The sequence below is a fragment of the Pseudomonas sp. GR 6-02 genome (assembly GCF_001655615.1).
Taxonomy (GTDB): Bacteria; Pseudomonadota; Gammaproteobacteria; order Pseudomonadales; family Pseudomonadaceae; genus Aquipseudomonas.
Genome location: NZ_CP011567.1, coordinates 3,090,120 through 3,112,436, shown reverse-complemented (window position 1 = coordinate 3,112,436; position 22,317 = coordinate 3,090,120). Strand labels below are relative to the sequence as shown.

Annotated in this window: 20 protein-coding genes; 11 read left to right on the top strand and 9 right to left on the bottom strand. The window is 60.1% G+C overall.

From position 1 onward, the window contains the following. Positions 1–73 precede the first annotated feature (73 nt). Genes PGR6_RS13840 through PGR6_RS13825 form a run of 4 tightly spaced genes read left to right on the top strand, consistent with a single transcriptional unit; the run spans position 74 to position 4,230 of the window. A complete protein-coding gene (locus PGR6_RS13840; protein WP_064617738.1) occupies positions 74–856 on the top strand; it encodes a sugar phosphate isomerase/epimerase family protein in 783 nt (260 codons plus the stop codon). Then, the gene (locus PGR6_RS13835; protein WP_064617736.1) at positions 849–1,889 is read left to right on the top strand and encodes a sugar kinase; all 1,041 of its coding nucleotides are present in this window, start codon (positions 849–851) and stop codon (positions 1,887–1,889) included. Before PGR6_RS13840 ends, PGR6_RS13835 begins: the two co-directional genes overlap by 8 nt. 52 nt (positions 1,890–1,941) lie before the next feature. After that, positions 1,942–3,240: an MFS transporter gene (locus PGR6_RS13830; RefSeq protein ID WP_064617734.1), complete on the top strand. Its 1,299-nt coding sequence runs from the start codon at positions 1,942–1,944 to the stop codon at positions 3,238–3,240. A 12-nt stretch (positions 3,241–3,252) separates the two neighbouring features. Next, positions 3,253–4,230: a 2-hydroxyacid dehydrogenase gene (locus PGR6_RS13825; protein WP_064617732.1), complete on the top strand. Its 978-nt coding sequence runs from the start codon at positions 3,253–3,255 to the stop codon at positions 4,228–4,230. A gap of 35 nt (positions 4,231–4,265) precedes the next feature. Here the strand turns inward: PGR6_RS13825 and PGR6_RS13820 are convergent, their stop codons facing one another. The 4 genes from PGR6_RS13820 to PGR6_RS13800 all read right to left on the bottom strand — a co-directional run bounded on the left by PGR6_RS13820 (position 4,266) and on the right by PGR6_RS13800 (position 10,018). Next, positions 4,266–5,453 carry a pyridoxal phosphate-dependent aminotransferase gene (locus PGR6_RS13820; protein WP_064617730.1) on the bottom strand — a complete coding sequence of 396 codons (1,188 nt, stop codon included), beginning with the start codon at positions 5,451–5,453 and terminating at the stop codon, positions 4,266–4,268. A gap of 40 nt (positions 5,454–5,493) precedes the next feature. Further along, positions 5,494–7,119, bottom strand: a complete 1,626-nt coding sequence (locus PGR6_RS13815) for a methyl-accepting chemotaxis protein (RefSeq protein WP_064617729.1) — start codon at positions 7,117–7,119, stop codon at positions 5,494–5,496. A gap of 359 nt (positions 7,120–7,478) precedes the next feature. Further along, complete coding sequence (locus PGR6_RS13805) at positions 7,479–8,621, bottom strand: glycerate kinase (protein ID WP_064617726.1); 1,143 nt, start codon at positions 8,619–8,621, stop codon at positions 7,479–7,481. A 266-nt stretch (positions 8,622–8,887) separates the two neighbouring features. After that, a complete protein-coding gene (locus PGR6_RS13800) occupies positions 8,888–10,018 on the bottom strand; it encodes a sugar diacid recognition domain-containing protein (RefSeq protein WP_064617724.1) in 1,131 nt (376 codons plus the stop codon). 169 nt (positions 10,019–10,187) lie between these two features. On the opposite strand from PGR6_RS13800, the gene PGR6_RS13795 reads away from it, so the two are divergent. Then, positions 10,188–11,498 carry an MFS transporter gene (locus tag PGR6_RS13795; RefSeq protein ID WP_018929087.1) on the top strand — a complete coding sequence of 437 codons (1,311 nt, stop codon included), beginning with the start codon at positions 10,188–10,190 and terminating at the stop codon, positions 11,496–11,498. A 239-nt stretch (positions 11,499–11,737) separates the two neighbouring features. Here the strand turns inward: PGR6_RS13795 and PGR6_RS13790 are convergent, their stop codons facing one another. The 3 genes from PGR6_RS13790 to PGR6_RS13780 form a co-directional block, all read right to left on the bottom strand. Beyond that, positions 11,738–12,097 carry a DUF6124 family protein gene (locus PGR6_RS13790; protein WP_064617722.1) on the bottom strand — a complete coding sequence of 120 codons (360 nt, stop codon included), beginning with the start codon at positions 12,095–12,097 and terminating at the stop codon, positions 11,738–11,740. A gap of 346 nt (positions 12,098–12,443) precedes the next feature. Next, positions 12,444–12,818, bottom strand: coding sequence for a hypothetical protein (locus PGR6_RS13785; RefSeq protein ID WP_064617719.1), 375 nt, complete (start codon positions 12,816–12,818; stop codon positions 12,444–12,446). Beyond that, positions 12,815–13,531 (bottom strand): SDR family oxidoreductase, encoded by a 717-nt coding sequence (locus tag PGR6_RS13780; protein WP_064617717.1) that lies wholly within the window; start codon positions 13,529–13,531, stop codon positions 12,815–12,817. Before PGR6_RS13780 ends, PGR6_RS13785 begins: the two co-directional genes overlap by 4 nt. A 100-nt stretch (positions 13,532–13,631) precedes the next feature. On the opposite strand from PGR6_RS13780, the gene PGR6_RS13775 reads away from it, so the two are divergent. From PGR6_RS13775 to rarD, 3 genes are all read left to right on the top strand, one after another. Beyond that, positions 13,632–14,531 carry a LysR family transcriptional regulator gene (locus PGR6_RS13775; protein ID WP_064617715.1) on the top strand — a complete coding sequence of 300 codons (900 nt, stop codon included), beginning with the start codon at positions 13,632–13,634 and terminating at the stop codon, positions 14,529–14,531. Positions 14,532–14,599: 68 nt separating this feature from the next. Then, on the top strand, positions 14,600–15,613 hold the full coding sequence (locus tag PGR6_RS13770) for an aldo/keto reductase (RefSeq protein WP_064617713.1): 1,014 nt from the start codon (positions 14,600–14,602) through the stop codon (positions 15,611–15,613). A gap of 206 nt (positions 15,614–15,819) precedes the next feature. Beyond that, the gene (rarD, locus tag PGR6_RS13765) at positions 15,820–16,707 is read left to right on the top strand and encodes an EamA family transporter RarD (protein WP_064617711.1); all 888 of its coding nucleotides are present in this window, start codon (positions 15,820–15,822) and stop codon (positions 16,705–16,707) included. A gap of 67 nt (positions 16,708–16,774) precedes the next feature. On the opposite strand, the gene hppD is transcribed toward rarD, so the two are convergent. Together hppD and PGR6_RS13755 are read right to left on the bottom strand one after the other, a co-directional pair. Beyond that, the gene (hppD, locus tag PGR6_RS13760; protein ID WP_007935668.1) at positions 16,775–17,851 is read right to left on the bottom strand and encodes a 4-hydroxyphenylpyruvate dioxygenase; all 1,077 of its coding nucleotides are present in this window, start codon (positions 17,849–17,851) and stop codon (positions 16,775–16,777) included. 246 nt (positions 17,852–18,097) lie between these two features. After that, positions 18,098–19,045 carry a DMT family transporter gene (locus PGR6_RS13755; protein ID WP_064617709.1) on the bottom strand — a complete coding sequence of 316 codons (948 nt, stop codon included), beginning with the start codon at positions 19,043–19,045 and terminating at the stop codon, positions 18,098–18,100. Positions 19,046–19,123: 78 nt separating this feature from the next. Here PGR6_RS13755 and PGR6_RS13750 point away from each other — a divergent pair, with 78 nt between their 5' ends. The 3 genes from PGR6_RS13750 to PGR6_RS13740 all read left to right on the top strand — a co-directional run bounded on the left by PGR6_RS13750 (position 19,124) and on the right by PGR6_RS13740 (position 22,234). Further along, entirely contained in the window at positions 19,124–19,996 is an 873-nt protein-coding gene (locus tag PGR6_RS13750; protein ID WP_064617707.1) for a LysR family transcriptional regulator, read from the top strand. A 103-nt stretch (positions 19,997–20,099) separates the two neighbouring features. Continuing rightward, entirely contained in the window at positions 20,100–21,635 is a 1,536-nt protein-coding gene (locus tag PGR6_RS13745) for an EAL domain-containing protein (protein ID WP_064617705.1), read from the top strand. 233 nt (positions 21,636–21,868) lie between these two features. Beyond that, a complete protein-coding gene (locus PGR6_RS13740; protein WP_007935661.1) occupies positions 21,869–22,234 on the top strand; it encodes a histone-like nucleoid-structuring protein, MvaT/MvaU family in 366 nt (121 codons plus the stop codon). Positions 22,235–22,317 lie beyond the last annotated feature (83 nt).

Sequence of the window (22,317 nt, the reverse complement as noted above, 5' to 3'; positions counted from 1 at the left end):
CCCGAAAGAACAACACATCACTCACTAATATTTTTTTTGAACAAAAATGAAACCGGTTTCAGAGGTGATAACAATGAACAAACCACCCGTTTCCATCAGCCTGTCCAGCTACGGCGCCGAGCTTGTGCGCCAACGTGGCCAGGGTAGTTTTGTCGAAGTGCTGGCCGCTGCCGGTGCCACGCACATTGAATGGCGCGAAGAGCTGCTGACCCTTGAAGACCCCGCGCAATTGGCCGACTCCACGCAATCCCGGGGCCTGGAAAGCGTGTATTCCTCGCCGCTGGAGTTGTGGCTGGCCGGGCAATCGGCACCCAACCCTGAATTGCTCTCGACCCTGCAACGCGCCGAGGCATTCGGCTCACAATGGCTGAAAGTCTCCCTGGGTTATTTCACCGACAACAACGATCTGCAAACACTGGCCCATGTGTTGCAGCAGAGCCCGGTGCAATTGCTGGTGGAAAACGACCAGACCTTGCACGGCGGCCGCATCGAGCCGTTCCAGCGTTTCTTCGCCGACGTCGAGCAGCATCAGTTGCCAATCAAAATGACCTTCGATATCGGCAACTGGCAATGGCAGGACCAGTCCGCCGCCAGCGCCGCGCGCATGCTCGGTCGACATGTCGGCTACGTGCACTGCAAAGCAGTGGCGCGTCGGGTCGACGGCAAGCTGGTGGCGGTACCACCGGCGGCCAGCGACTTGCACCTGTGGCAACAATTGCTGCGGCACATGCCCCATAACGTAATGCGCGCGGCGGAATATCCGCTGCAAGGCAATGACCTGGTGCGGTTGACCACCGACCACGTCGCTACCCTCGCCTGCCTCGGCCAATCCCGCCTGGAGCCTGCGCATGTCTGAGATCGAGATTCTGTCGTTCGGCGAAACCATGGCGATGTTCGTTGCCGAGCAGAACGGTGAACTGGCCGACGTCGGCCACTTCCACAAGCGCATTGCCGGGGCCGACAGCAACGTCGCCATTGGCCTGTCGCGATTGGGCTTTAACGTCGCCTGGCTGAGCCGGGTGGGCGCCGATTCTCTCGGCCGTTTCGTCATCGATATGCTAAAGAGAGAAGGCCTGGATTGCAGCCACGTCGACATCGACCCGGCGCACCCCACCGGGTTTCAACTCAAATCCCGCGCCGATGACGGCAGCGATCCGGTGGTCGAATATTTCCGTCGCGGTTCGGCGGCCAGTCACTTGTCGGTGCAGTCGATTTCCCCGTCGCTGCTCAACGCCCGGCACTTGCATGCCACCGGCATTCCTCCGGCGCTATCCGCGTCGGCCCGGGCAATGTCCTTCGAACTGATGACCCGCATGCGCGATGCCGGGCGCAGCGTGTCGTTCGACCCCAACCTGCGCCCGAGCCTGTGGGCCAGCGAACAGCAGATGATCAGCGAGATCAACCGCCTCGCCGCCCTCGCCCATTGGGTGCTGCCGGGGTTGAGCGAAGGACGGTTGCTGACCGGTTTCGAAGACCCTGCCGACATCGCGGCGTTTTACCTCGACCAGGGCGCCGAAGCCGTGGCGATCAAGCTTGGCCCGCACGGTGCGTATTACCGCACGCATCAGGATGAAGGTTTCGTTGCAGGCGTACCCGTGGCAACAGTGGTCGATACGGTCGGTGCCGGTGACGGGTTTGCCGTCGGCCTGATCAGCGCCCTGCTGGAAAACCACAGCGTTGCCCATGCCGTACAACGTGCCAACTGGATCGGCAGCCGCGCGGTGCAGAGCCGTGGGGATATGGAAGGCTTGCCCACCCGAGCCGAGATGGATGCTGAATTTGAGGACGCCGTTCGCGGGCAAGCCTCGCTCCTACAGGGTTCGGGGTGTACGCCCGTAGGAGCGAGGCTTGCCCGCGAAGGGGCCCTCACCATTAACGTAAAAATTTGAATCAGACTCCGTTACCTGCTGCGACAAAAACAACAAGCTCAGGAGCATCACTATGAAAACCGCAACACTGGCCACCCGCCGCTGGTGGTACATCATGCCCATCGTGTTCATCACCTACAGCCTGGCGTATCTGGACCGCGCCAACTACGGGTTCGCCGCTGCCTCCGGGATGGCCAAGGACCTGATGATCACCCCGGGGTTGTCTTCCCTGCTCGGCGCACTGTTCTTCCTCGGCTATTTCTTCTTCCAGATTCCGGGCGCGATCTACGCCCAGAAGCACAGCGTGAAGAAACTGATTTTCGTCAGCCTGATTCTCTGGGGCGCCCTGGCGACCTTGACCGGGATCGTCTCCAACGCCTACTGGCTGATCGTCATTCGTTTCATGCTCGGGGTGGTCGAAGCCGCGGTGATGCCGGCGATGCTGGTGTACCTGTGCCACTGGTTCACCCGTGCCGAACGCTCGCGCGCCAATACCTTCCTGATCCTCGGCAACCCGGTGACCATGCTGTGGATGTCGGTGGTCTCGGGCTACCTGATCCAGCATTTCAACTGGCGCTGGATGTTCATCATCGAAGGCTTGCCGGCAGTGGTGTGGGCGTTTATCTGGTGGCGTCTGGCCGATGACCGTCCGGCTCAGGCCAAGTGGCTCAACGACCAGGAAAAGCAGGACCTGGAAAGTGCCCTGGCCGCCGAACAGGTCGGCATCAAGGCAGTGAAAAACTACGCCGAAGCCTTCCGTTCACCAAAAGTCATCATCCTCGCCTTGCAGTTCTTCTGCTGGAGCATCGGCGTCTACGGTTTCGTGCTGTGGCTGCCATCGATCCTCAAGGCCGGCGCGCAAATGGACATGATCGAAGCGGGCTGGCTGTCGGCGCTGCCGTACCTGGCGGCAGTGATCGGCATGCTGCTGGTGTCCTGGGGCTCGGACAAGTTGCAGAAGCGCAAACGCTTCGTCTGGCCTCCGCTGCTGATCGCCTCAATTGCGTTCTACGGCTCCTACGCGCTGGGCGCGGAGCATTTCTGGTGGTCCTACACCCTGCTGGTGATTGCCGGTGCCTGCATGTACGCCCCGTACGGGCCGTTCTTCGCCATCGTTCCAGAAATCCTCCCGGCCAACGTGGCCGGTGGAGCCATGGCGTTGATCAACAGCATGGGTGCGCTCGGTTCGTTTGGCGGCTCTTATCTGGTCGGTTACCTGAACAGCTCCACCGGATCGCCCGGTGCGTCTTATCTGTTGATGAGCGGCGCGTTGCTGGTGTCTGTGGTGCTGACGATTTTCCTCAAGCCCGGCGCCAGTGACCGGGTCGTGGCCAAAACCGCCGCCCCCCGGCCGGTGCCGGCTCATTCCTGAATGGATGTTGATATGAAAAAGCAGGTTGTGCTGTACAAGAAACTCTCGCCGCTGCTGATGGCTCGCTTGCACGAGCAGACCGAGGTGACACTGATCGACAGCCTCGACGCCGAAGGCCTGGCCAAGCTGCGGCAGGCCCTGCCCCGCGCCCAAGGGTTGCTTGGCGCCAGTCTGAAACTCGATGCCGGGTTGCTTGACCTGGCACCGAACCTGGAAGCGATTGCCAGTGTGTCCGTCGGCGTCGACAACTACGACATCGACTACCTGACCGAACGGCGGATCCTGCTCAGCAACACCCCCGATGTGTTGACCGAGACCACCGCCGACACCGGTTTCGCGCTGATCCTGGCCACCGCCCGACGCGTGGTGGAACTGGCGAACATGGTTCGCGCCGGCCAGTGGAACCGCAACATTGGCCCGGCGCATTTCGGCAGCGATGTGCATGGCAAGACGCTGGGCATCATCGGCATGGGGCGGATTGGCGAGGCGTTGGCGCAGCGTGGGCATTTCGGTTTCGGCATGCCGGTTGTGTATCACAGCCATTCGCCGAAACCGGCGGTGGAGCAGCGCTTCAATGCGCAATACCGCAGCCTGACCGAGTTGTTGCAGCAGGCCGACTTCATTTGCCTGACCTTGCCGCTGACCGCCGAAACCGAAAAGCTGATCGGCGCCCGGGAGTTTGCCTTGATGCGCCCGCAAAGCATCTTCATCAACATTTCCCGGGGCAAAGTGGTGGATGAAGCGGCGTTGATCGAAGCGTTGCAGCAGAACCGGATTCGCGCTGCCGGGCTGGATGTGTTCGAGCGCGAACCGTTGCGCCATGACTCGCCGCTGTTGCAGTTGAACAATGTGGTGGCGACGCCGCATATCGGCTCGGCGACCCATGAGACACGGGAGGCTATGGCGACTTGTGCGGTCGAAAATTTGTTGGCGGCGTTGGCGGGTGAGCGGCCAGTGAATCTGGTGAATGCCGGAGCGTGGAAGGGGTAAGGAACTGATCGTTCTCACGCTCCGCGTGGGAACGATCAGGCCCGTCGCATCTGCAGCAAATCCGCCGCACAGGACGCAATTCGCCGACACGCTTCCGCCAGCTTCAGCTGGTCCACCACCAGCCCGATGCGTATGTGCCCCGCCGCACTCGGCCCGAAGGCTTCGCCGGCCAGCACCGACACGCCATAACCTTCCAGCAGCCGCTCGGCAAAATCCTGGGCGCCGAGCCCGGTCTGGCGCACATCGAGCATCACAAACATCCCGCCATCGGGCTTGATCGGCCGGATACCGGGGCAACCGCTCAACCTCGCGCACACCAGATCGCGTCGCTGGCGATACTCCTCACGCATCAGCGCCACTTCCGGCAAATCCTTATCGAGTGCCGCTTGCGCGGCTTTCTGAACGAAATCCGGAATGCCGAACAGCATGCACAACGACAGATGCATCACATGATCGGCCAGTGGTTTCGGGCCGATCATCCAGCCTACCCGCCAGCCAGTCATGGCATGGGATTTGGACAAACTGTTGAGGGTCGCGGTGCGCTCGGCCATGCCCGGCAGGCTGGCCGGGCTGATGTGCTCGCCCTCATACAACAAGTCGCTATAGACCTCATCGCTGATCAGCCAGAGGTCATGTTGCACACACAGCGCCGCCAGTTCCTGCCAGCTTTTCAAGGAAAGGCTGGCACCGGAGGGATTGTTCGGACTGTTGAGCAGAATGACCCGGGTTTTAGCGGTGATCAGCGCCGCGACATCCGCCGGCTCGACCCGAAAGCCGTTCTCCGGACGCACCGCCACCGGCACCACGCTCGCCCCGCAGGCGCCGAACACGCCTTCATAAGTGACGTACATGGGTTCGGCGATGATCACTTCGTCACCCGGGTCGAGCAGGCACTGGGCAACCGAATACACCGCGCATTGAGCGCCGGGCAGCACGATCACATGGTCGGCGTCCACCTCTTGGCCGCAGCGCTGCTGGTGACGGCTGGCGATGCTGCTGCGCAATGTACGGGTGCCGCGCACATCCGAGTAATGGGTGTCGCCGGCCAGCAGGCTGTCGATGGCCGCGTGGACGACCGGCAGCGGCGTATCGAAGTCCGGGTCGCCGACCGACAGCAGCAGCACGTCGACGCCCTGCTCGCGCAATTCCAGCGCTCGATCGTGAATCTTCCAGGCTGCCGCTCCATCACCGTCGATTCGTTGGGTCAAGGCTGAATAGCGCATGTACTTCTCCTAACGCGCGAGTTCCAGTTTCAACCCTATCTCAAATCACGAAACGCGCCACCATTGCATTCAAATCTACCGCCAGTCGTGACAGTTCATGGGTGGCGGCGCTGGTCTGGTTGGCACCGGCGGCCGACTGGGTGGCCAGGTCGCGGATGTTCACCAGGTTGCGGTCGACTTCACGGGACACCTGGGCCTGTTCTTCCGAGGCGCTGGCGATCACCAGGTTGCGTTCATTGATCAGCTGAATCGATGAAGTGATCTGTTCCAGGGCGACACCTGCTGCACGGGCCATTTCCAGGGTGCTTTGGGTGCGCTGATTGCTTTGCTGCATCGACGACACCGCTTCACCGGTGCCGTTCTGAATACCGGCCACCATTTTCTCGATTTCCTGGGTCGATTGCGCAGTGCGATGGGCCAGCGCCCGGACCTCGTCCGCAACCACCGCAAAGCCACGCCCGGCTTCCCCGGCACGGGCCGCTTCGATGGCGGCGTTGAGGGCCAGCAGGTTGGTCTGTTCGGCGATGGCGCGGATCACGTCCAGCACTTTGCCAATGTCTCGGCCCTGAGTGGCCAGCCCCTCGATCATCAATGCAGTGTTTTGCACGTCGTGGGTCATGGTCTGGATCGCGTCGACGGTTTCCACCACCCGGTCACGACCTTCACGGGCGGCCTGGGTCGACTGGTTCGAGGCTTCGGACGTCGATACCGCGTTGCGTGCCACTTCTTCCACGGCGGCAGTCATTTCGTTGACGGCGGTGGCGGCCTGTTCAATTTCGTTGTTCTGTTGTTGCAGGCCACGGGACGCTTCTTGGGTCACGGTGCTGAGTTCTTCGGCGGCGGCGCCCAGTTGCGTCGCGGAGCCGGCGATCTGTTCGATGGTCTTGCGCAGGTTCGTCTGCATGGTGGCCAAGGCGCCGAGTAAACGCGCCGGTTCGTCGTTGCCATCGACTTCGATGACCTTGCTCAGGTTGCCGCTGGCAATGGTTTCGGCCGCAAGCACCGCACGGTTCAGCGGCGTGACGATACTGCGGGTCAACAGCCAGGCCAGCAGCACGGTCATCAGGGCAGCGACCGCCGAGACCACGATGATGCCATTGGTGGCAAAGGCAAACTGCTCTTTGGCCTGGGCGTCGGCCGCAGTCGCGCCAGCCTTGTTGATGGCAATCAACTTGTTCAACTGCTCGCCCATCTGATCGGTTCCATCCTTGATCCGGGTGTTGATCAGGTTGAGCATTTCATCCAGTTTGTTCTGCCGCGAAAGCTCCATCATCTCGCGCACCGCTTGCAGGTATTTGTCCAGCGTGGCCGAGAATGTCTTGAATAACGCCGCTTCCTCATCGCCGGCCGGCAATGCCCCATAAGCAGCCTGTGCCTGCTTGACCTTGTCCACCAGTACCCCGATCCGGGTTTCTGCTTCTTGCAGGCTCGCGGGCTCACGGTTCACCAGAACCCGGAACGAGAGAATTCGCAGACGCAGCACGTTTTCGGTCATGACACCCAGGAAGCCGACGCTGGGTAGCTGATTGCTTTCCATATCCACAGAGGCCTGTCGGATGATCGACATGCGATTCGCCGCAAACACACCCAGCACGATGACCAGCAAGGCGATGAAAGCGAAACCGAGGAAAGCTCGAGGCGCGATTTTCAGATTACGCAGTGACATAGGATGATCTCGGTAATTGAGGCGGCGAGCATCCTTGCCATGATCACTGGCGGGCGGGCGATGGCGCGCACCTTTCAGTTTGGCGCCACTGTTGTAATTGGTTTGTGTACGCCTATTGGCTGTATCGGCCGGGGTTTAGGATTTTTGCAGGGGTCTGGAGAAATATTTTTCAAGGGCGGCAGAGTGTTTCAGCGGTGAAACAGATGTTGCGCGGAGGTCGGCTTTGCGCAGTAGCCTTTGTGGCGAGGGAGCTTGCTCCCGCTGGGCTGCGTAGCGGCCCCAAAAAATTTACGGCTGCTGCGCAACCGAGCGGGAGCAAGCTCCCTCGCCACAGAGATTTCTTTTTACTGAAGACAGTGTCAGGCCTTGCGGGCGGCCACCCGCCAAACCCGCGCGATATCACTGGCGCGCTCACGCAACAATCGCGGCGCCTCGGCGCAGGCCTGTTCCAGGCTCATCGGCCCACTCGCCAATGCAAAAGCCGCATCGATGCCATGCTCGTACAGAGCCTGATACCCCTCGCCCAAGGTGCCGGCGATGACGATGACCGGCACGCCCTGCTGCCGGGCAATGCGCGCCACGCCAAACGGGGTTTTGCCGCGCAATGTCTGGGCATCGAAACGGCCTTCGCCGGTGATCACCAGGTCGGCGCCGTTGACCGCCTCGGCCAGCCCCACCAGTTCGGCGACCACTTCCACACCGGCCTGGAATTGCGCGCCAAGAAACGCCTTCGCGGCAAACCCCAGACCGCCCGCCGCGCCACTGCCCGGTTCATCGCGTACGTCTTTGTCCAGGGCTTGCGCGCAGAGCTCGGCAAAGTGCCCGAGAGCGAGGTCCAGTTGCTGGACTTGCTCGGGCGACGCGCCTTTCTGCGGGCCGAAAATCGCTGACGCACCGTGCGGGCCGCACAGCGGATTATTGACGTCGGCGGCGATGTCGAAACGCACCTCGGCCAGACGCGGGTCGATGTCGCTCAAATCGAGACGGGCCAGTTGCGCCAGCGCCAGACCACCCGGCGCCAGGGTTTGGCCCTGGGTATCCAGCAGTTTCACCCCCAAGGCCTGCATCGCCCCGGCGCCGCCGTCATTCGTGGCACTGCCACCAATCGCCAGAATCACTCGTTGCGCCCCGGCATCGAGCGCAGCGCGGATCAATTCGCCGGTGCCGAAGGTGCTGCTGGTACAGGCATCGCGCAGGTCAAGCGGCACCCGTTGCAGGCCACTGGCCTCGGCCATTTCGATGATCGCGGTGTGGCTCTGCGGCAACCAGCCCCAGGCGGCATCGACCGTGGCGCCCAACGGCCCACGAACACGGGTGCGGCGCAGTTCTCCGTCGCACGCGGCCAGAATCGACTCGACCGTGCCTTCGCCACCATCAGCCATCGGGCACTTGAGCAATTGTGCATCTGGCCAAACCTGCGCCAACCCCAGCGCAATGGCCTCGGCCACACCCTGGGCACTCAGGCTATCCTTGAACGAATCGGGGGCAATGACGATTTTCATGCGAATTCTCCAGTTCCAATGCGTCCATGCTGCCAGCAGGCCTGAACAATAACGCCGGTCCGCTGCACAAGCGGCCATGTGGATTATTGTTCATTTCCACAAAACCCTTGTCCGCACTGGTCGTCGTAGCAGCTGCCGAGCCTGCGAGGCTGCGTTCGGCGGCGAAGCCGTCGTGAAATCATGCGGCGCGGTGTGTCAGGTAAGCCGTATTTATAGAATTTACGACGACTGCGTCGCCGAACGCAGCCTCGCAGGCTCGGCAGCTGCTACGGAGCGGTGGTCGGCAGCTCGGTTTGTGGCAGGAGCTGGACGCCAAGGTACAGTGCGAGCATTCCGTCGAGCTTCAGCGGGTCGACGCCGCTGAGTTCGGCGATCCGCTCCATGCGATAACGCAAACTGTTGCGGTGGATGCCCAGGGCATCGGCGCAGGCCTGGCTCTGGCCGTCGTGTTCGCACCAACTGCGCAGGGTGGCCAGCAATTGCCCGTTACCGTCCTTGGCGATGACTTTACGCAGCGGCCGCAGCAGTTCATCCAGCGCATCGTCGTCGCGGTGCCGCCAGAGCATCACCGGTAGCCGATAACGGTTCAGGATCAGCAAGCGCGAATGCGGCAACACATCGCGCCCGTAGGCCAGCAAATCGCCGACCCGTCGATAGCAGCGACGCAACCCCGACAAGCCGTCGGCCTGCCCGCCCACGGCGATGCGCAAAATGTTCCAGCCCAGGCCATCGAGCTTTTCCAGCAATCGTTCGTTCTCGACCGCAGGCGTCGCCGGGCGGCACCAGAGCAACGAAGATTTGGCCGAGCTCACGCACCAACTGTCCGGGTAGCGCGACATCAGCCAGGCGCTGAGCGCTTCGACGGTCTGGCTCGGGCCGTGTTCGATGCCCAACTCGAACAGATACGGCACTCGTGTCAGCTGCGGCTTGAGCCCCAGTTGCTGCGCTTCGTCCAGCAACCGTGGCGAATCCCCTGCTTCGCTCAACAGCAATGCCAGCAGATCGTCGCACCGTTGGCGCCGCCATTGCTGCTCGGCCTGCTGATTGCGCTGGGCCACCAGCATCTCGGCGGTCATGCGCACCAGTTCGGCGTAGGTGCGCAATTGCTCCGGTTCGCCAGTAATGCCCAGCACGCCGATCAAGCGCTGATCGAGCAACAGCGGCAGATTAATGCCCGGCTGCACGCCTTTGAGATGAATCGCCGTTTGCGCGTCGATCTCCACCACGCGCCCGTTGGCCAGCACCAGTTGCGCGCCTTCGTGACGGGTGTTGATGCGCTCCGGCTCGCCGCTGCCAAGAATCAGCCCCTGACTGTCCATGACATTGACGTTGTACGGCAGGATGGCCATCGCCCGGTCGACGATGTCCTGGGCCAGGTCGTGATCGAGTTCAAACATAGCGGGGATCCTTGAAAGCGTGATGGGGCGGCTTGTTCAGCCGCACAGGCCAGGGTCGCAAACCCTGTGCTCAGGCACAAAGACAACCACCCAAGGGGTGGCCGAGACTCACCGGGCGATCAACGTTACCCTTGCGTCGCAAAAAATCATAATAAAGAGAGAGCCCGCCATGTCACAGAGCGCCACCGCTACCCTGGCCAACGCTGACGACAAGAACGCCGTCTACAAACGCATTACCTTGCGTTTGATCCCCTTCATCTTCATCTGCTACCTGTTCAACTACCTCGACCGGGTGAACGTCGGGTTTGCCAAACTGCAGATGCTCGACGCGCTGAAATTCAGCGAAACCGTGTACGGCCTCGGTGCCGGAATCTTCTTTATCGGCTACGTGCTGTGCGGCGTACCGAGCAACCTGGCGCTGAGCAAATTCGGCCCGCGACGCTGGATCGCGTTGATGATGATGACGTGGGGAGCGCTCTCGACTTGCCTGCTGTTCGTCACCACACCTACCGAGTTCTACACCCTGCGCCTGTTCACCGGTGCCGCCGAAGCCGGGTTCTTCCCGGGCGTGGTGCTTTACCTTTCGCAGTGGTTCCCGACGTTCCGCCGTGGCCGCATCATGGCGCTGTTCATGTCGGCAATCCCGGTGTCGGGCCTGCTGGGCAGCCCGTTTTCCGGCTGGATTCTCAATCACTTTGGTGCGGGCCAGGCTGGTTTGGCCGGCTGGCAGTGGATGTTCCTGCTGCAAGGCATCCCGACCGTGATTCTCGGCGCCCTCGCCTACTTCCTGCTCAGCGACAGTTACGCCAACGCCAAGTGGCTGACCCCGTACGAGCGTTCGGTGCTTGAAGCCGACCACGCCGAAGACCTGGCCAGCAAACCGAAAACCACCACCGACTCCTTGCGGGCAGTGTTCAAGAACCCGGCGATCTGGGCGTTCGGATTGATCTACTTCTGCATCCAGAGCGGTGTTTACGCGATTAACTTCTGGCTGCCGTCGATCATCAAGAACCTGGGTTTCAGCGACAACCTGGTGATTGGCTGGTTGAGCGCGATTCCGTACCTGCTGGCGGCGGTGTTCATGTTGATGGTGGGCCGCTCGGCGGACCTGCGCAAAGAACGTCGCTGGCACCTGGTGGTGCCGATGCTGATGGGTGCGGTGGGGCTGTTGATTGCGGTGAACTTCGCGACCACGCCAGCTCTTGCGATTCTCGGCCTGACCCTCGCCACCATGGGCGCCCTCACCGGCTTGCCGATGTTCTGGCCGGTGCCGACGGCGATGCTCAGCGCCGGTGCGGCGGCCGGTGGCTTGGCGTTGATCAACTCCATGGGGCAGATGGCGGGTTTCCTTAGCCCGTATCTGGTGGGTTGGGTCAAGGACAGCACCGGGTCCACCGATGCGGCGTTGTACCTGCTGGCGGGTGTGATTGTGTGCGGCAGTTTGCTGGCGTTGCGCATGACCCGGACGTTGCGGGTTTAAGGTTCAGTGAAAACAAAAACGGCCCTCCCGGTCCGTTTCTCATTCCATGCATTCGCAATTGCTTCTGTGGCGAGGGAGCTTGCTCCCGCTGGGTTGCGAAGCGCCCCCAATCCCGGTGATCGCGGTTTTTCAGACATACCGCATGCCCAGGCTTTGCGACTGCTGCGCAGCCGAGCGGGACGGTGCGGCGATCCGACAAGCTCCCTCGCCACAAGGAGTGCTCTCACTACAGACTTTCGTCAGCCTTGCGGATCGAGGTTATCCAGCACTCGGTTGACAGCCAGCTCCCCAAGCATGACCACCGATTGAATCCCCAGCATCATGTTGCGATGGGGCATGTCCATCAATCCGGCGAATTCAGTGAGCATCATGCTCGCTGACGCCAGGGATTCGCAGGCGTTGACCAGCAGGGTTTCGTTATCGACCTTTTCACCGACATGGTAAATGGTGCTGGGTTTGCGCTTGGTGGCTTTGGGGGTGGGTGGTTTGAGGTAATGGTCGAGGGCGCGCTCGGCGGCTTCGTTGAGTTTTTTGGAATCGGGGGTTTCGTAGGGGGAAACGTCCTCCACTTCTGGTGGATTTGGCGTTGGTTTGAACATAGATGAAACTCCTAACAGGACAGAAGGAGCCATCACCCTCGCTACCAAACGATGGGTGGCGGCCATGCTCAGGTTGGTAGACCGGGCGTTAGGAAACCGGCGCGTCCGAAGACGCCCTGCGCATGGCCACCATAAAACAGAGACGAGAAACTCTGCAAAAAGGTGGAGCTGTGCACCTAACAACAATCCCGGGCTACCAAACCCGATCGCTGTTTTTCAGCGACAGAGAAACGATATAGCCCAGGCCAAAGATGCACTAGCCGGCGGATTCTGGCGCAGTCGTAGGCAGCGGCGCAAGAATATGTAGCCTTAGTGAGTATCTGGAAATGTCTTTTAAACATCGTCCTTAAACGCCCACCAGACTCCCCGCCTTGGCATCCAGCTCAATCAGCAACCCTCCCGGCATCTGCACGAAAATCTGCCAGATCCCGTCTTCCGGCACCTGCGCCACCTGATACGGCAAACCACTGGCCTGCACCCGCTGCAACACCGTGGCGGCGTCCTCATCGGTGCGAAAGGCAATGTGGCTCAACGCCGTTTCATCGAACGTCGGCTGTTCGATTACATGCACCAGCGCCTGCGCATCCTGATACAACCAGCGTCCGGGGAACGGGAATGGCGGGCGGCGTCCCGGCGCCAATCCCAACAACGAACCGAAGGCCTCCTGCAACGGTTGCCCGTCGGGGGTGTTGAAGGCCAGATGATCAAAGTGCCAACTCATAGCAACCCTCCTCCGTCGACGTCGATGACGGTGCCGCTGATAAAGTCGTTTTCCATCGCCAGAATAAACGCTGCCGCCAGATCTTGCGGGGTGCCGACCCGGCCCACCGGCAATGTGGCGGCGGTACGGGCAAACATCGCGGCGCGTTGCGTTTCGTCCATTCCGGCGTAAGCCTCGGTGTCGGTCACGCCAGGGCTTACAACGTTGACCCGGCGCGGAGCCAGTTCCTTGGCCAGTTGCTTGCCCAAGGCTTCCAGCGCCGCATTCAAGGTGGTTTTGATGAACTGCCCGGCGACAAATTTGCGCGACAACAGACCCGAGGTCAGCGTGATGCTGCCACGTGCGCTCAGGTATGGCAGCGCGACCTGGATCGCCCGCAGCGCGCCCCAGAATTTGACATCGAAGGCCTGTTGGGCGTGCTGCAAATCGCTGTCAGCCAACGGTTTGGCACTCACACTCGGACCGGCAGTGATCACCAGATGATCGAAAGGGCCGATACGCTCGAACAGCTGTCGCAACGACGATTCATCAGTGACGTCCGCCGCTTCGTGTCGAATCTTTGCATCATGGTCGACCGCTGGCTGGCGGCGACTCACCGCGACCACACGGGCCTCACGCTCGGCTGCGGCCCGGACGACGGCGGCGCCTATTCCACTGCTGCCACCGATCACCACGACGGTCTGATGGTGCAAGCAAGCGTTGAGTTGTGTCATGAGCCGATCTCCGGTCGGGTTAGGGAGATTCAATCTTCTCCGGTTGCCAATCGAAGAAAAATCCCGGTAAATCAGAAGGATCTTTAAAGGATTTTTACCAATGAGCTCGATTCTCGACCTGGAGATTTTCGTTCGCACCGCCGACTCCGGCAGCATTTCCGCCGCCGCCCGCGCCCTGGAGCTGACCCCGGCGGCGGCCAGCATCGCCCTCAAACGCCTGGAAACCCGCCTCGGCATCCGCTTGCTGGCCCGTTCCACACGAAGCATGCGCCTGACCGAAGAAGGCCGGCGCTATCTGGATAGCGTGCGCCTGGCACTGGCCGCGCTGGCCGAAGGTGAGCAGGCGTTAAAGCAACAGACCCAAGGCTTGAGTGGTGTACTGCAATTGGCGGCGCCGTCGGACTTCGGGCGCAATGTGCTGTTACCGTGGCTCGACGACTTCAAACGCGAGCATCCGCACATTCAATTTCAGCTACTGCTCAACGATCGCCATGCCGATCTGTTCCGCGAGACGGTAGATGTGGCTCTGCGCTTCGGTGTGCCGAGTGACTCGACGTTGGTGGCGCTGCCGATTCTGCCACGGCATCGCCGCGTGGCCTGCGCCAGCCCCGAGTATCTGGCCCGGTGCGGCGTGCCGTTAACCCCGGCGGAACTGAGCGAACACAGCGCCCTGCTCTACCTGCGCGATGGCCGGCCCTACAACCAGTGGCGTTTCAGCCGTGGCGATGAAGTGATGGAGGTTCAGGTGCACGGCGACTACCTCAGCGACGACGGCGAAGTTGCCCGCCGCTGGGCGTTGGCCGGGCATGGCATCGCCTACAAGGCCTGGCTCGACGTCGCCGCCGATGTGCAGGCCGGGCGGCTGGTGACGCTGTTCGATGACTGGCAAGGCGAAAGCGTGCCATTCAATTTGCTCTGCCCGCATCGGGTGCAGGTGTCGGAGCGGGTCAAGGTGTTGCAAACGTTCTTGCAGGAGCGTTGTGAGGCACTGCGTCGATAATTCAGATTGCTCCGCGCAGCGGTTCTGGTATTTGATTAGGGCTTTCTGACCGGTAAAAGGATTTCGTCATGAGCTATCGCACGCTGGGTCATTCGGGTTTACAGGTGTCGACCCTCACATTGGGCACCATGATGTTCGGCGAACAGACCAGCACCGAAGATTCCCTGCGGATCATCGGCAAGGCCTGGGACCAGGGCATCAACTTCATCGACACCGCGGACGTGTACACCAACGGCCGCTCCGAAGAGATCGTCGGCGAAGCGATCGCCAGCCACCGCCACGAATGGGTGCTCGCCACCAAGGTCGGCTTCGGTCCGGTGGACGGTGTGCCGAACCGTACCGGCCTGAGCCGCAAGCACCTGTTCAATGGCATCGACGCCAGCCTGACGCGGTTGGGCACCGATTATCTGGACATCTATTACCTGCACCGCGAAGACCACAACACGCCGCTGGAAGTCACGGTGTCGGCCATCGGCGATCTGATTCGTCAGGGCAAGATCCGCTACTGGGGCCTGTCGAACTATCGCGGCTGGCGCATCGCCGAAGTGATTCGTTTGGCCGACAAACTCGGTGTCGACAGGCCGGTGATCAGCCAGCCGCTGTACAACATCGTCAACCGTCAGGCGGAAACCGAGCAGATCACCGCCGCGCAAAACTATGGCCTCGGCGTGGTGCCTTACAGTCCGCTGGCGCGCGGTGTGCTCAGCGGCAAGTACGCGCCGGATGTGACACCGGACGCCAACAGCCGCGCCGGTCGCCAGGACAAACGCATCCTGGAAACCGAATGGCGGGTTGAGTCTTTGCGCATTGCCCAGCAGATCCAGCAATACACCCGGGACCGTGGCGTGGGCATCGTCGAGTTCGCCATCGCTTGGGTGCTGAACAACAGCGCCGTCACCTCGGCCATCGTCGGCCCGCGCACCGAAGAACAGTGGGATGGGTACATCAAGGCGCAAGCGGTGAAAATCACGGCGGAAGATGAAGCCTTTATCGATTCGCTGGTGACACCGGGGCATGCGTCGACACCGGGGTTCAATGATGTGAGCCATTTTGTGCCGGGACGCAAACCGCGTTCGGCTTGAGATTTATCGCGGGCAAGCTCGCTCTCACAGGTTCTGTGTCGATCTGCTGACTATGCTTCGACGAAGTTACTTGTGGGAGCGGGCTTGCCCGCGATAGCGATTCAACATCCCTCGCGATGTTGAAAATATCGATCACCTGGCCAATATTCAGCACAAAAACCACGTATCCTGCGCGCCCCGTTTGACCTTCAACCCGCGAGGACAGTTTGTCTAAAGGTATCGCTCTATCGGTCACAGCCTCGATGCTGTTTGCCGTCATGTATTACTACACCTCACTGCTCTCCCCCTTGAGTGGCGTGGAGATTTTCGGTTGGCGGATGTTGCTGACCGCGCCATGCATGACCGTGTTCATGGTGGTGTCCGGCGAATGGAAACGTGTGCTCGAGATTCTTCGGCGGCTGGCCGCCAAGCCGAAGTTGCTCATCGCCCTGATCGGCTCGGCAGTGCTGCTGGGCCTGCAACTCTGGTTGTTCATGTGGGCGCCACTCAACGGCTATAGCCTTGACGTGTCGCTGGGGTACTTCCTGTTGCCGCTGTCCATGGTCCTGACCGGGCGAATCGTCTATGGCGAGCGCCTTTCCTATCTGCAGAAAATAGCCGTGTTCTTCGCCAGCCTCGGCGTGCTCAACGAGTTGTATCAGGTCGGCGGTTTTTCCTGGGCGACGTTGCTGGTGGTGATCGGCTATCCGATCTATTTCATCCTGCGCAAACGCCTGGCCACGGACAACCTTGGCGGGCTCTGGCTGGACATGGCGTTGATGCTGCCGGTGGCGTTCTGGTTCGTGCAGGGCGGTGAACAAGGTTTTGGCGTGTTCGATCAACATCCCTGGCTGTCGCTGTTGATTCCCCTGCTCGGGGTGATCAGCGCTTCGGCGCTGGTGGTCTACATCATTGCCAGCCGGCTGCTGCCGTTCAGCCTGTTCGGGTTGTTGAGTTACGTCGAGCCCGTGCTGTTGCTGGGCGTTGCGTTGCTGTTGGGGGAAAGCATCAAGGCCGGCGAATGGCTGACTTACATTCCGATCTGGCTGGCGGTGGCGGCGTTGGTGTTTGAAGGGTTCAAGCATCTGGTCCGGCAACGACGCCGGCCAATGTAATTGCATGATTCAAAAAAAAGCCCGGCCAGCATTGCTGCTGACCGGGCTTTTTCACATCAGGAACGGCTTAATCAGTGGAAAGCACACCGCGACGAACCTGATCGCGCTCGATGGATTCGAACAGAGCCTTGAAGTTGCCTTCGCCGAAACCATCGTCGCCTTTACGCTGGATGAACTCGAAGAACACCGGCCCCATCAGGGTTTCCGAGAAAATCTGCAGCAGCAGGCGCTTGTCGCCAGGTTCGGACGAACCGTCCAGCAAGATGCCCCGTGCTTGCAGTTGATCGACCGGCTCGCCGTGGTTCGGCAAACGGCCTTCGAGCATTTCGTAGTAGGTGTCCGGCGGCGGCGTCATGAAGCGCATGCCGATTTTTTTCAGGCGGTCCCAAGTATCGATCAGGTTATCGGTGAGGAACGCCACGTGCTGGATGCCCTCGCCGTTGAACTGCATCAGGAACTCTTCGATCTGCCCGGCGCCTTTGGACGACTCTTCGTTCAGCGGGATGCGGATCATGCCGTCCGGCGCGGTCATCGCCTTGGATGTCAGGCCGGTGTACTCGCCTTTGATGTCGAAGTAACGGATTTCGCGGAAGTTGAACAGCTTCTCGTAGAAGTTGGCCCAGTAGGCCATGCGACCGCGATACACGTTGTGGGTCAGGTGGTCGATGATTTTCAGACCGGCGCCGACCGGGTTGCGGTCCACACCTTCGATGAATACGAAGTCGATGTCGTAGATCGAGCTGCCTTCACCGAAACGGTCGATCAGGTACAGCGGCGCGCCGCCGATGCCTTTGATCGCCGGCAGGTGCAATTCCATCGGACCGGTTTCGATGTGGATCGGCTGGGCGCCGAGTTCCAGGGCACGCTTGTAGGCCTTTTGCGAATCCTTGACCCGGAACGCCATGCCGCACACCGACGGGCCGTGCTCGGCCGCGAAGTACGAGGCCACGCTGTGGGGTTCGTTGTTGAGGATCAGGTTGATCGAGCCCTGGCGATACAGGTGCACGTCTTTGGAGCGGTGGGTCGCGACCTTGGTGAAGCCCATGATCTCGAAGATCGGCTCCAGGGTGTTCGGGGTCGGCGATGCGAATTCGATGAACTCAAAGCCCATCAGGCCCATTGGGTTTTCGTATAAATCTGCCATTTTGGCGCCTCATCATGCTTTTAGAATTAACGGATCGTTAGTTGCTAGCAATGCTGAGACCGGCGGGTGGCGCGCAGGAGATGCCCCTCACGCTGCGGGCGAGGAAGTCACCGTAGATCAATTGGAACCCAAATATCTTCATTGTCGACCCAAGGCTCTTGCGGGCGAGGCTTCTGCTGCCAGAAGACGATTATTCTTATATGCGTAACCGGATTCTACACAGCGTAAATCAGTTTGTCCGCCTTCTTATACAATCCCCTTTTTCGTGGCCTGCGCAAGCGGTTTGTTGCACAGGAAAATCCCCGCCAGGATCAGCCCGCCGCCCAGGCACATCGCCAGTGTCAGCTGTTCGCCCAGCAACAACGCGCCGAGAAGAACAGCAGTCAACGGGTTCAAGGCGATGAACACGCCCGAGCGCGTCGCGCCGATTTTGCGAATGCCGTCGTAATAACCAATGTAGGCCAATGCCGAACCCAGCACGCCCAGGTACATCAGGCTCAACCATTGTTGCGCGCCGAGCCCGGTGAGCGCCGCGACGCTCAGCTCGCCCCGCACGGCACTGGTCACCCAGAGCATCAGCGTGCCGAGCAAAATCGAGTACGTCACCGTCTGCACCGGCCCCAGTGTTTGATTCAGGCCTTTGGAGAACAGTGAATAAATGCCCCAGCCGAGCACGCAGCCGAAGATCAACAAGTCGCCAATCCAGGCATCGGCATTGCCGTCCAGTAACTGCGGATTGCGGCTGACGATCACCAGGCTGGCGCCAGCAATGCAGATCGCAATACCAGCCACTTTCGCCCGACTCAGCCGCTCCTTGAACAACAGCCAAGAAGCCAGGCCGATCACCGCTGGATTCAACGCTACGATCAATGATGCCCGAGACGCGTTGATGTAATGCAGCCCGTAAAAGAAGCACAGGTTGTAGAAGAAAATCCCGAAGAATCCCAACAGCGCCAATTGCAACCATTGCCTGGGGCTGGGTCGCACCAAGGGCACCCGCGCCAGCAGCAGGAACACCAGCAACGCCACGCTCGCCAGCAGGAACCGCAGACTCGCAGCGAACAACGGACTGAGGCTGTCGGCCAGAAACCGCCCGGCGACGAATGTCCCGCCCCAGATCATGGTGACCGCCGCCAGTTTCAGATAAACCGGCACATCCGAAGAGTTCGCAAGGGTCTGTTCACACGTAGTCATAAGTCTCCACCACCAGAAATCGGGCATGTGGCGTATCATTCGACTAATGATCGATCATCGTAAAATGAGTAAAAGCTCATGACCCTCACTCAACTCGAGATTTTCTCGCTGGTGGCCGAACTGCGCGGTTTCACGGCGGCCGCCCATCGTTTGGAGATTTCCCAGTCTGCGGTCTCCCACGCACTCAAGTCGCTGGAACAGGAATTGGGCGTCGAACTGTTGCGTCGGCATCAGTCCCAGGTCGAGCTCAGTGATATCGGCCAGCAGCTATTACTGCGCGCTCGGGCAATGCTCGGGCTGGCCAACACTTTGCGCCAGGAGGCGGCCGATTCACGCGGGATGAAAACCGGAACTCTGCGTATAGGCTCGTTCGGCCCGACCTCATCGATCAAGCTGTTGCCCAGGATCTTGCAGCACTACCGCGCCTCGCATCCGGGCATCGAGGTTCATATCGATGAAGGGCCGGATCGCCAGGTGATCCAGTGGCTGGAAGAACGGCGTATCGACATCGGCTTCGTGGTGTTGCCCCAAGAGCGTTTCGACACCGTGGCCTTGATCGAGGACCAGATGGTCGCGCTGCTGCCTGCCGACCATGTACTGGCCGGTCGCGGCAGCTTGCGCCTGAACGACTTGTGCCACGACCCTTTTGTGCTGACCGAAGCCGGGTCTTCGGAGCTGGTGTCGCGCCTGTTCAATACGGCGCGATTGACGCCGAACATTCGTTATCGCTGCTCGCAGTTGCTCAGCACATTGGACGTCGTAGGCCGTGGCGATGCCTTGACTGTCGTCGCCGAAAGCTCACTGCCTGACGACCACGACAACCGCTACGTGAAAAAACCGCTGTCGCCCCCCATCAGCCGCCAAGTCGGTCTGGCGGTGCTCGATCAGCGTCAGTCATCCCCCGCGACGCTGGCCTTTATTAAACTGGCCTCAAGATTGATTAAAGGTTGAGCGGCATAAGGGCCGATAGCCAACTATCATGGCTGAACTCTTTTGGGAGGCATGTCGACCTGCCAACCTTTGAGAGCCCTCTTTTATCGCGATGGATTTGCGAATGCCACTGAACGTCAAAAGTCGCCGCAAGCGTGGCACCCGAATCACTGTGACTGTTTTGAGCGGATTGCTCCCGGTGTTGCTGGGAGTCGCCATTCTCTATCTGCAGGCTGAACGTACCCTCAAGCAAAGTACTGAACTGACTGGCGAAGAATCCATTCGCCAGTTCGAACTGATGCTCGACAACACCGCCCAAGCAGCGCAGGAGCTCCTGCCGCTGGCTGGCAAAAACTGCAATGACGTCAAACTGGCCTTGCGCGAACAAGTTACGCGCCGGCCCTTCGTGCGCTCGACCAACCTGGTGTGGGACGACAACCTCTATTGCAGTTCGTTGTTCGGTGAATATCAGGAAAAGGTTAATCCCGGCGACTACACCCAAGGCCAGTTATGGCTCATGAACGGCAACCCGGTCACGCCCAATACCGCGCTGTTGGTGTACCGGCTCAGCGAAGGAAATAAAGGGGCATTGACCACGCTGAACGGTTATCACCTGAGCAATGAATTGCGCCTGATCGGCCGCAAGACATTACTGTTGCTACAAGTCGGTCCCAACTGGTTGTCTGCCGACGGCAAAGTTCACGAGGACGCCCTGCCCGCCTTGCCAGTAGCACAAAGTACGCTGACGTCCTCGCGTTATGCCTTTACGGTGGCCGCAGGTTTCCCCGAAGGAGAAACCTGGCGTTACATGCGTAGTGAATACCCGCCACTGTTCAGTCTGTTGATGTTCTTCGGCGTGGTGTCAGGTTCGATCGGGCATGTGCTGCAGAAGCGCTCGATGTCGCCCAGCCGTGAAATGCAGCGGGCGCTGGAGGCAGCAGAATTCATTCCTTACTTTCAGCCCGTGGTGCATGGCGACAATAAGCTCTGGTCCGGCACCGAAGTATTGATGCACTGGAAACATCCCAGGGAAGGCCTGGTGCGTCCGGATCTGTTTATCCCGTTTGCCGAACATTCCGGTCTGATCGTGCCGATGACCCGCTCGCTGATGCAACAGACCGCCACATTGCTGGCGCCCTTGTCGGCATCGTTCGACGGGCCGTTCCACATTGGCATCAACATCACCGCCAGTCATTGCCGGGATCTTGCGCTGGTCGAAGACTGCCGAGAATTCCTCAGTGCTTTTGCACCGGGCAGTGTCCATTTAGTGCTGGAGTTGACCGAGCGCGAACTGGTCGAACCGACAGCCATCACCCTGCAGTTGTTCGAACGGCTTCGCGCGCTGGGCGTGATGATCGCCATCGACGACTTTGGCACCGGCCATTCAAGCCTCGGTTACTTGCGTCAGTTCAATGTGGACTTCCTGAAAATCGACCAGAGTTTTGTCGCCATGATCGGTGTCGACGCCCTCTCCCGGCACATTCTGGACAGCATCATCGAACTCTCGGCCAAACTCGATCTGGGCATCGTCGCCGAAGGGGTGGAAACCGAGGAGCAAAGTGACTATCTGACTGCCCATGGCGTGAACTTTCTGCAAGGTTATCTGTTCGGCCGGCCGATGCCCGGCGCAGAGTTCATTAGAGCATTAAGTGATCATTAACTAACCACGTTAAGCGCCGGAATCATGATGATGCGCGCCAAATTGAATCAAAAGACTACTCTTGTTACATGAAGAAAAAGTCAGGATTTACTCTTGGCCAATTAACTACTACAATTTTTCATACCTGTGCAAAATCGGCAGGCGTGCCATTATCACCGAGTCGCTTCAAGGCTCTTGGCTTATAGCTTTGTTTGCGGTTGGTTTCAGCCAAACACACTATTGGAGTAAAGATATTGTCCAGACTCGCTGAATTCCGTGCAGCTGAAAAGGCCCTTCAAGAACAGCTCAAGCAGTTGGAATCTTTGAAGAACGATGCCGGTCTCAAAAAAGAAATCGAATTCGAAGAAAAGCTCCAGGGGCTGATGAAAACCTACGGCAAGAGCTTGCGCGACATCATCGCCATCCTCGACCCGCACCCGGCGAAATCCGGCCTGCAGCAGGCAACCGCCCCTAAAACCCGCCGCGCTCGCGTGGTCAAGGTTTATCAGAACCCGCACACGGGTGAACTGATTGAAACCAAGGGCGGCAACCACCGCGGCCTGAAAGCCTGGAAGGAACAATACGGTGCAGCCACCGTTGACTCCTGGCTGCGCGCCTAAGCGCTCACGGTAATAAAAAAGCCCTGCCAATGCAGGGCTTTTTCATGGATGCCGTCTAAAATGCGACGATAGTCGCCGATCAA

Bases quoted from the DNA above. Each gene is read 5' to 3' on its own strand.
- PGR6_RS13840 (WP_064617738.1), top strand. From the start codon at position 74: ATGAACAAACCACCCGTTTCCATCAGCCTGTCCAGCTACGGCGCCGAG.
- PGR6_RS13835 (WP_064617736.1), top strand. From the start codon at position 849: ATGTCTGAGATCGAGATTCTGTCGTTCGGCGAAACCATGGCGATGTTC.
- PGR6_RS13830 (WP_064617734.1), top strand. From the start codon at position 1,942: ATGAAAACCGCAACACTGGCCACCCGCCGCTGGTGGTACATCATGCCC.
- PGR6_RS13825 (WP_064617732.1), top strand. From the start codon at position 3,253: ATGAAAAAGCAGGTTGTGCTGTACAAGAAACTCTCGCCGCTGCTGATG.
- PGR6_RS13820 (WP_064617730.1), bottom strand. From the start codon at position 5,453: ATGCGCTATTCAGCCTTGACCCAACGAATCGACGGTGATGGAGCGGCA.
- PGR6_RS13815 (WP_064617729.1), bottom strand. From the start codon at position 7,119: ATGTCACTGCGTAATCTGAAAATCGCGCCTCGAGCTTTCCTCGGTTTC.
- PGR6_RS13805 (WP_064617726.1), bottom strand. From the start codon at position 8,621: ATGAAAATCGTCATTGCCCCCGATTCGTTCAAGGATAGCCTGAGTGCC.
- PGR6_RS13800 (WP_064617724.1), bottom strand. From the start codon at position 10,018: ATGTTTGAACTCGATCACGACCTGGCCCAGGACATCGTCGACCGGGCG.
- PGR6_RS13795 (WP_018929087.1), top strand. From the start codon at position 10,188: ATGTCACAGAGCGCCACCGCTACCCTGGCCAACGCTGACGACAAGAAC.
- PGR6_RS13790 (WP_064617722.1), bottom strand. From the start codon at position 12,097: ATGTTCAAACCAACGCCAAATCCACCAGAAGTGGAGGACGTTTCCCCC.
- PGR6_RS13785 (WP_064617719.1), bottom strand. From the start codon at position 12,818: ATGAGTTGGCACTTTGATCATCTGGCCTTCAACACCCCCGACGGGCAA.
- PGR6_RS13780 (WP_064617717.1), bottom strand. From the start codon at position 13,531: ATGACACAACTCAACGCTTGCTTGCACCATCAGACCGTCGTGGTGATC.
- PGR6_RS13775 (WP_064617715.1), top strand. From the start codon at position 13,632: ATGAGCTCGATTCTCGACCTGGAGATTTTCGTTCGCACCGCCGACTCC.
- PGR6_RS13770 (WP_064617713.1), top strand. From the start codon at position 14,600: ATGAGCTATCGCACGCTGGGTCATTCGGGTTTACAGGTGTCGACCCTC.
- hppD (WP_007935668.1), bottom strand. From the start codon at position 17,851: ATGGCAGATTTATACGAAAACCCAATGGGCCTGATGGGCTTTGAGTTC.
- PGR6_RS13755 (WP_064617709.1), bottom strand. From the start codon at position 19,045: ATGACTACGTGTGAACAGACCCTTGCGAACTCTTCGGATGTGCCGGTT.
- PGR6_RS13750 (WP_064617707.1), top strand. From the start codon at position 19,124: ATGACCCTCACTCAACTCGAGATTTTCTCGCTGGTGGCCGAACTGCGC.
- PGR6_RS13745 (WP_064617705.1), top strand. From the start codon at position 20,100: ATGCCACTGAACGTCAAAAGTCGCCGCAAGCGTGGCACCCGAATCACT.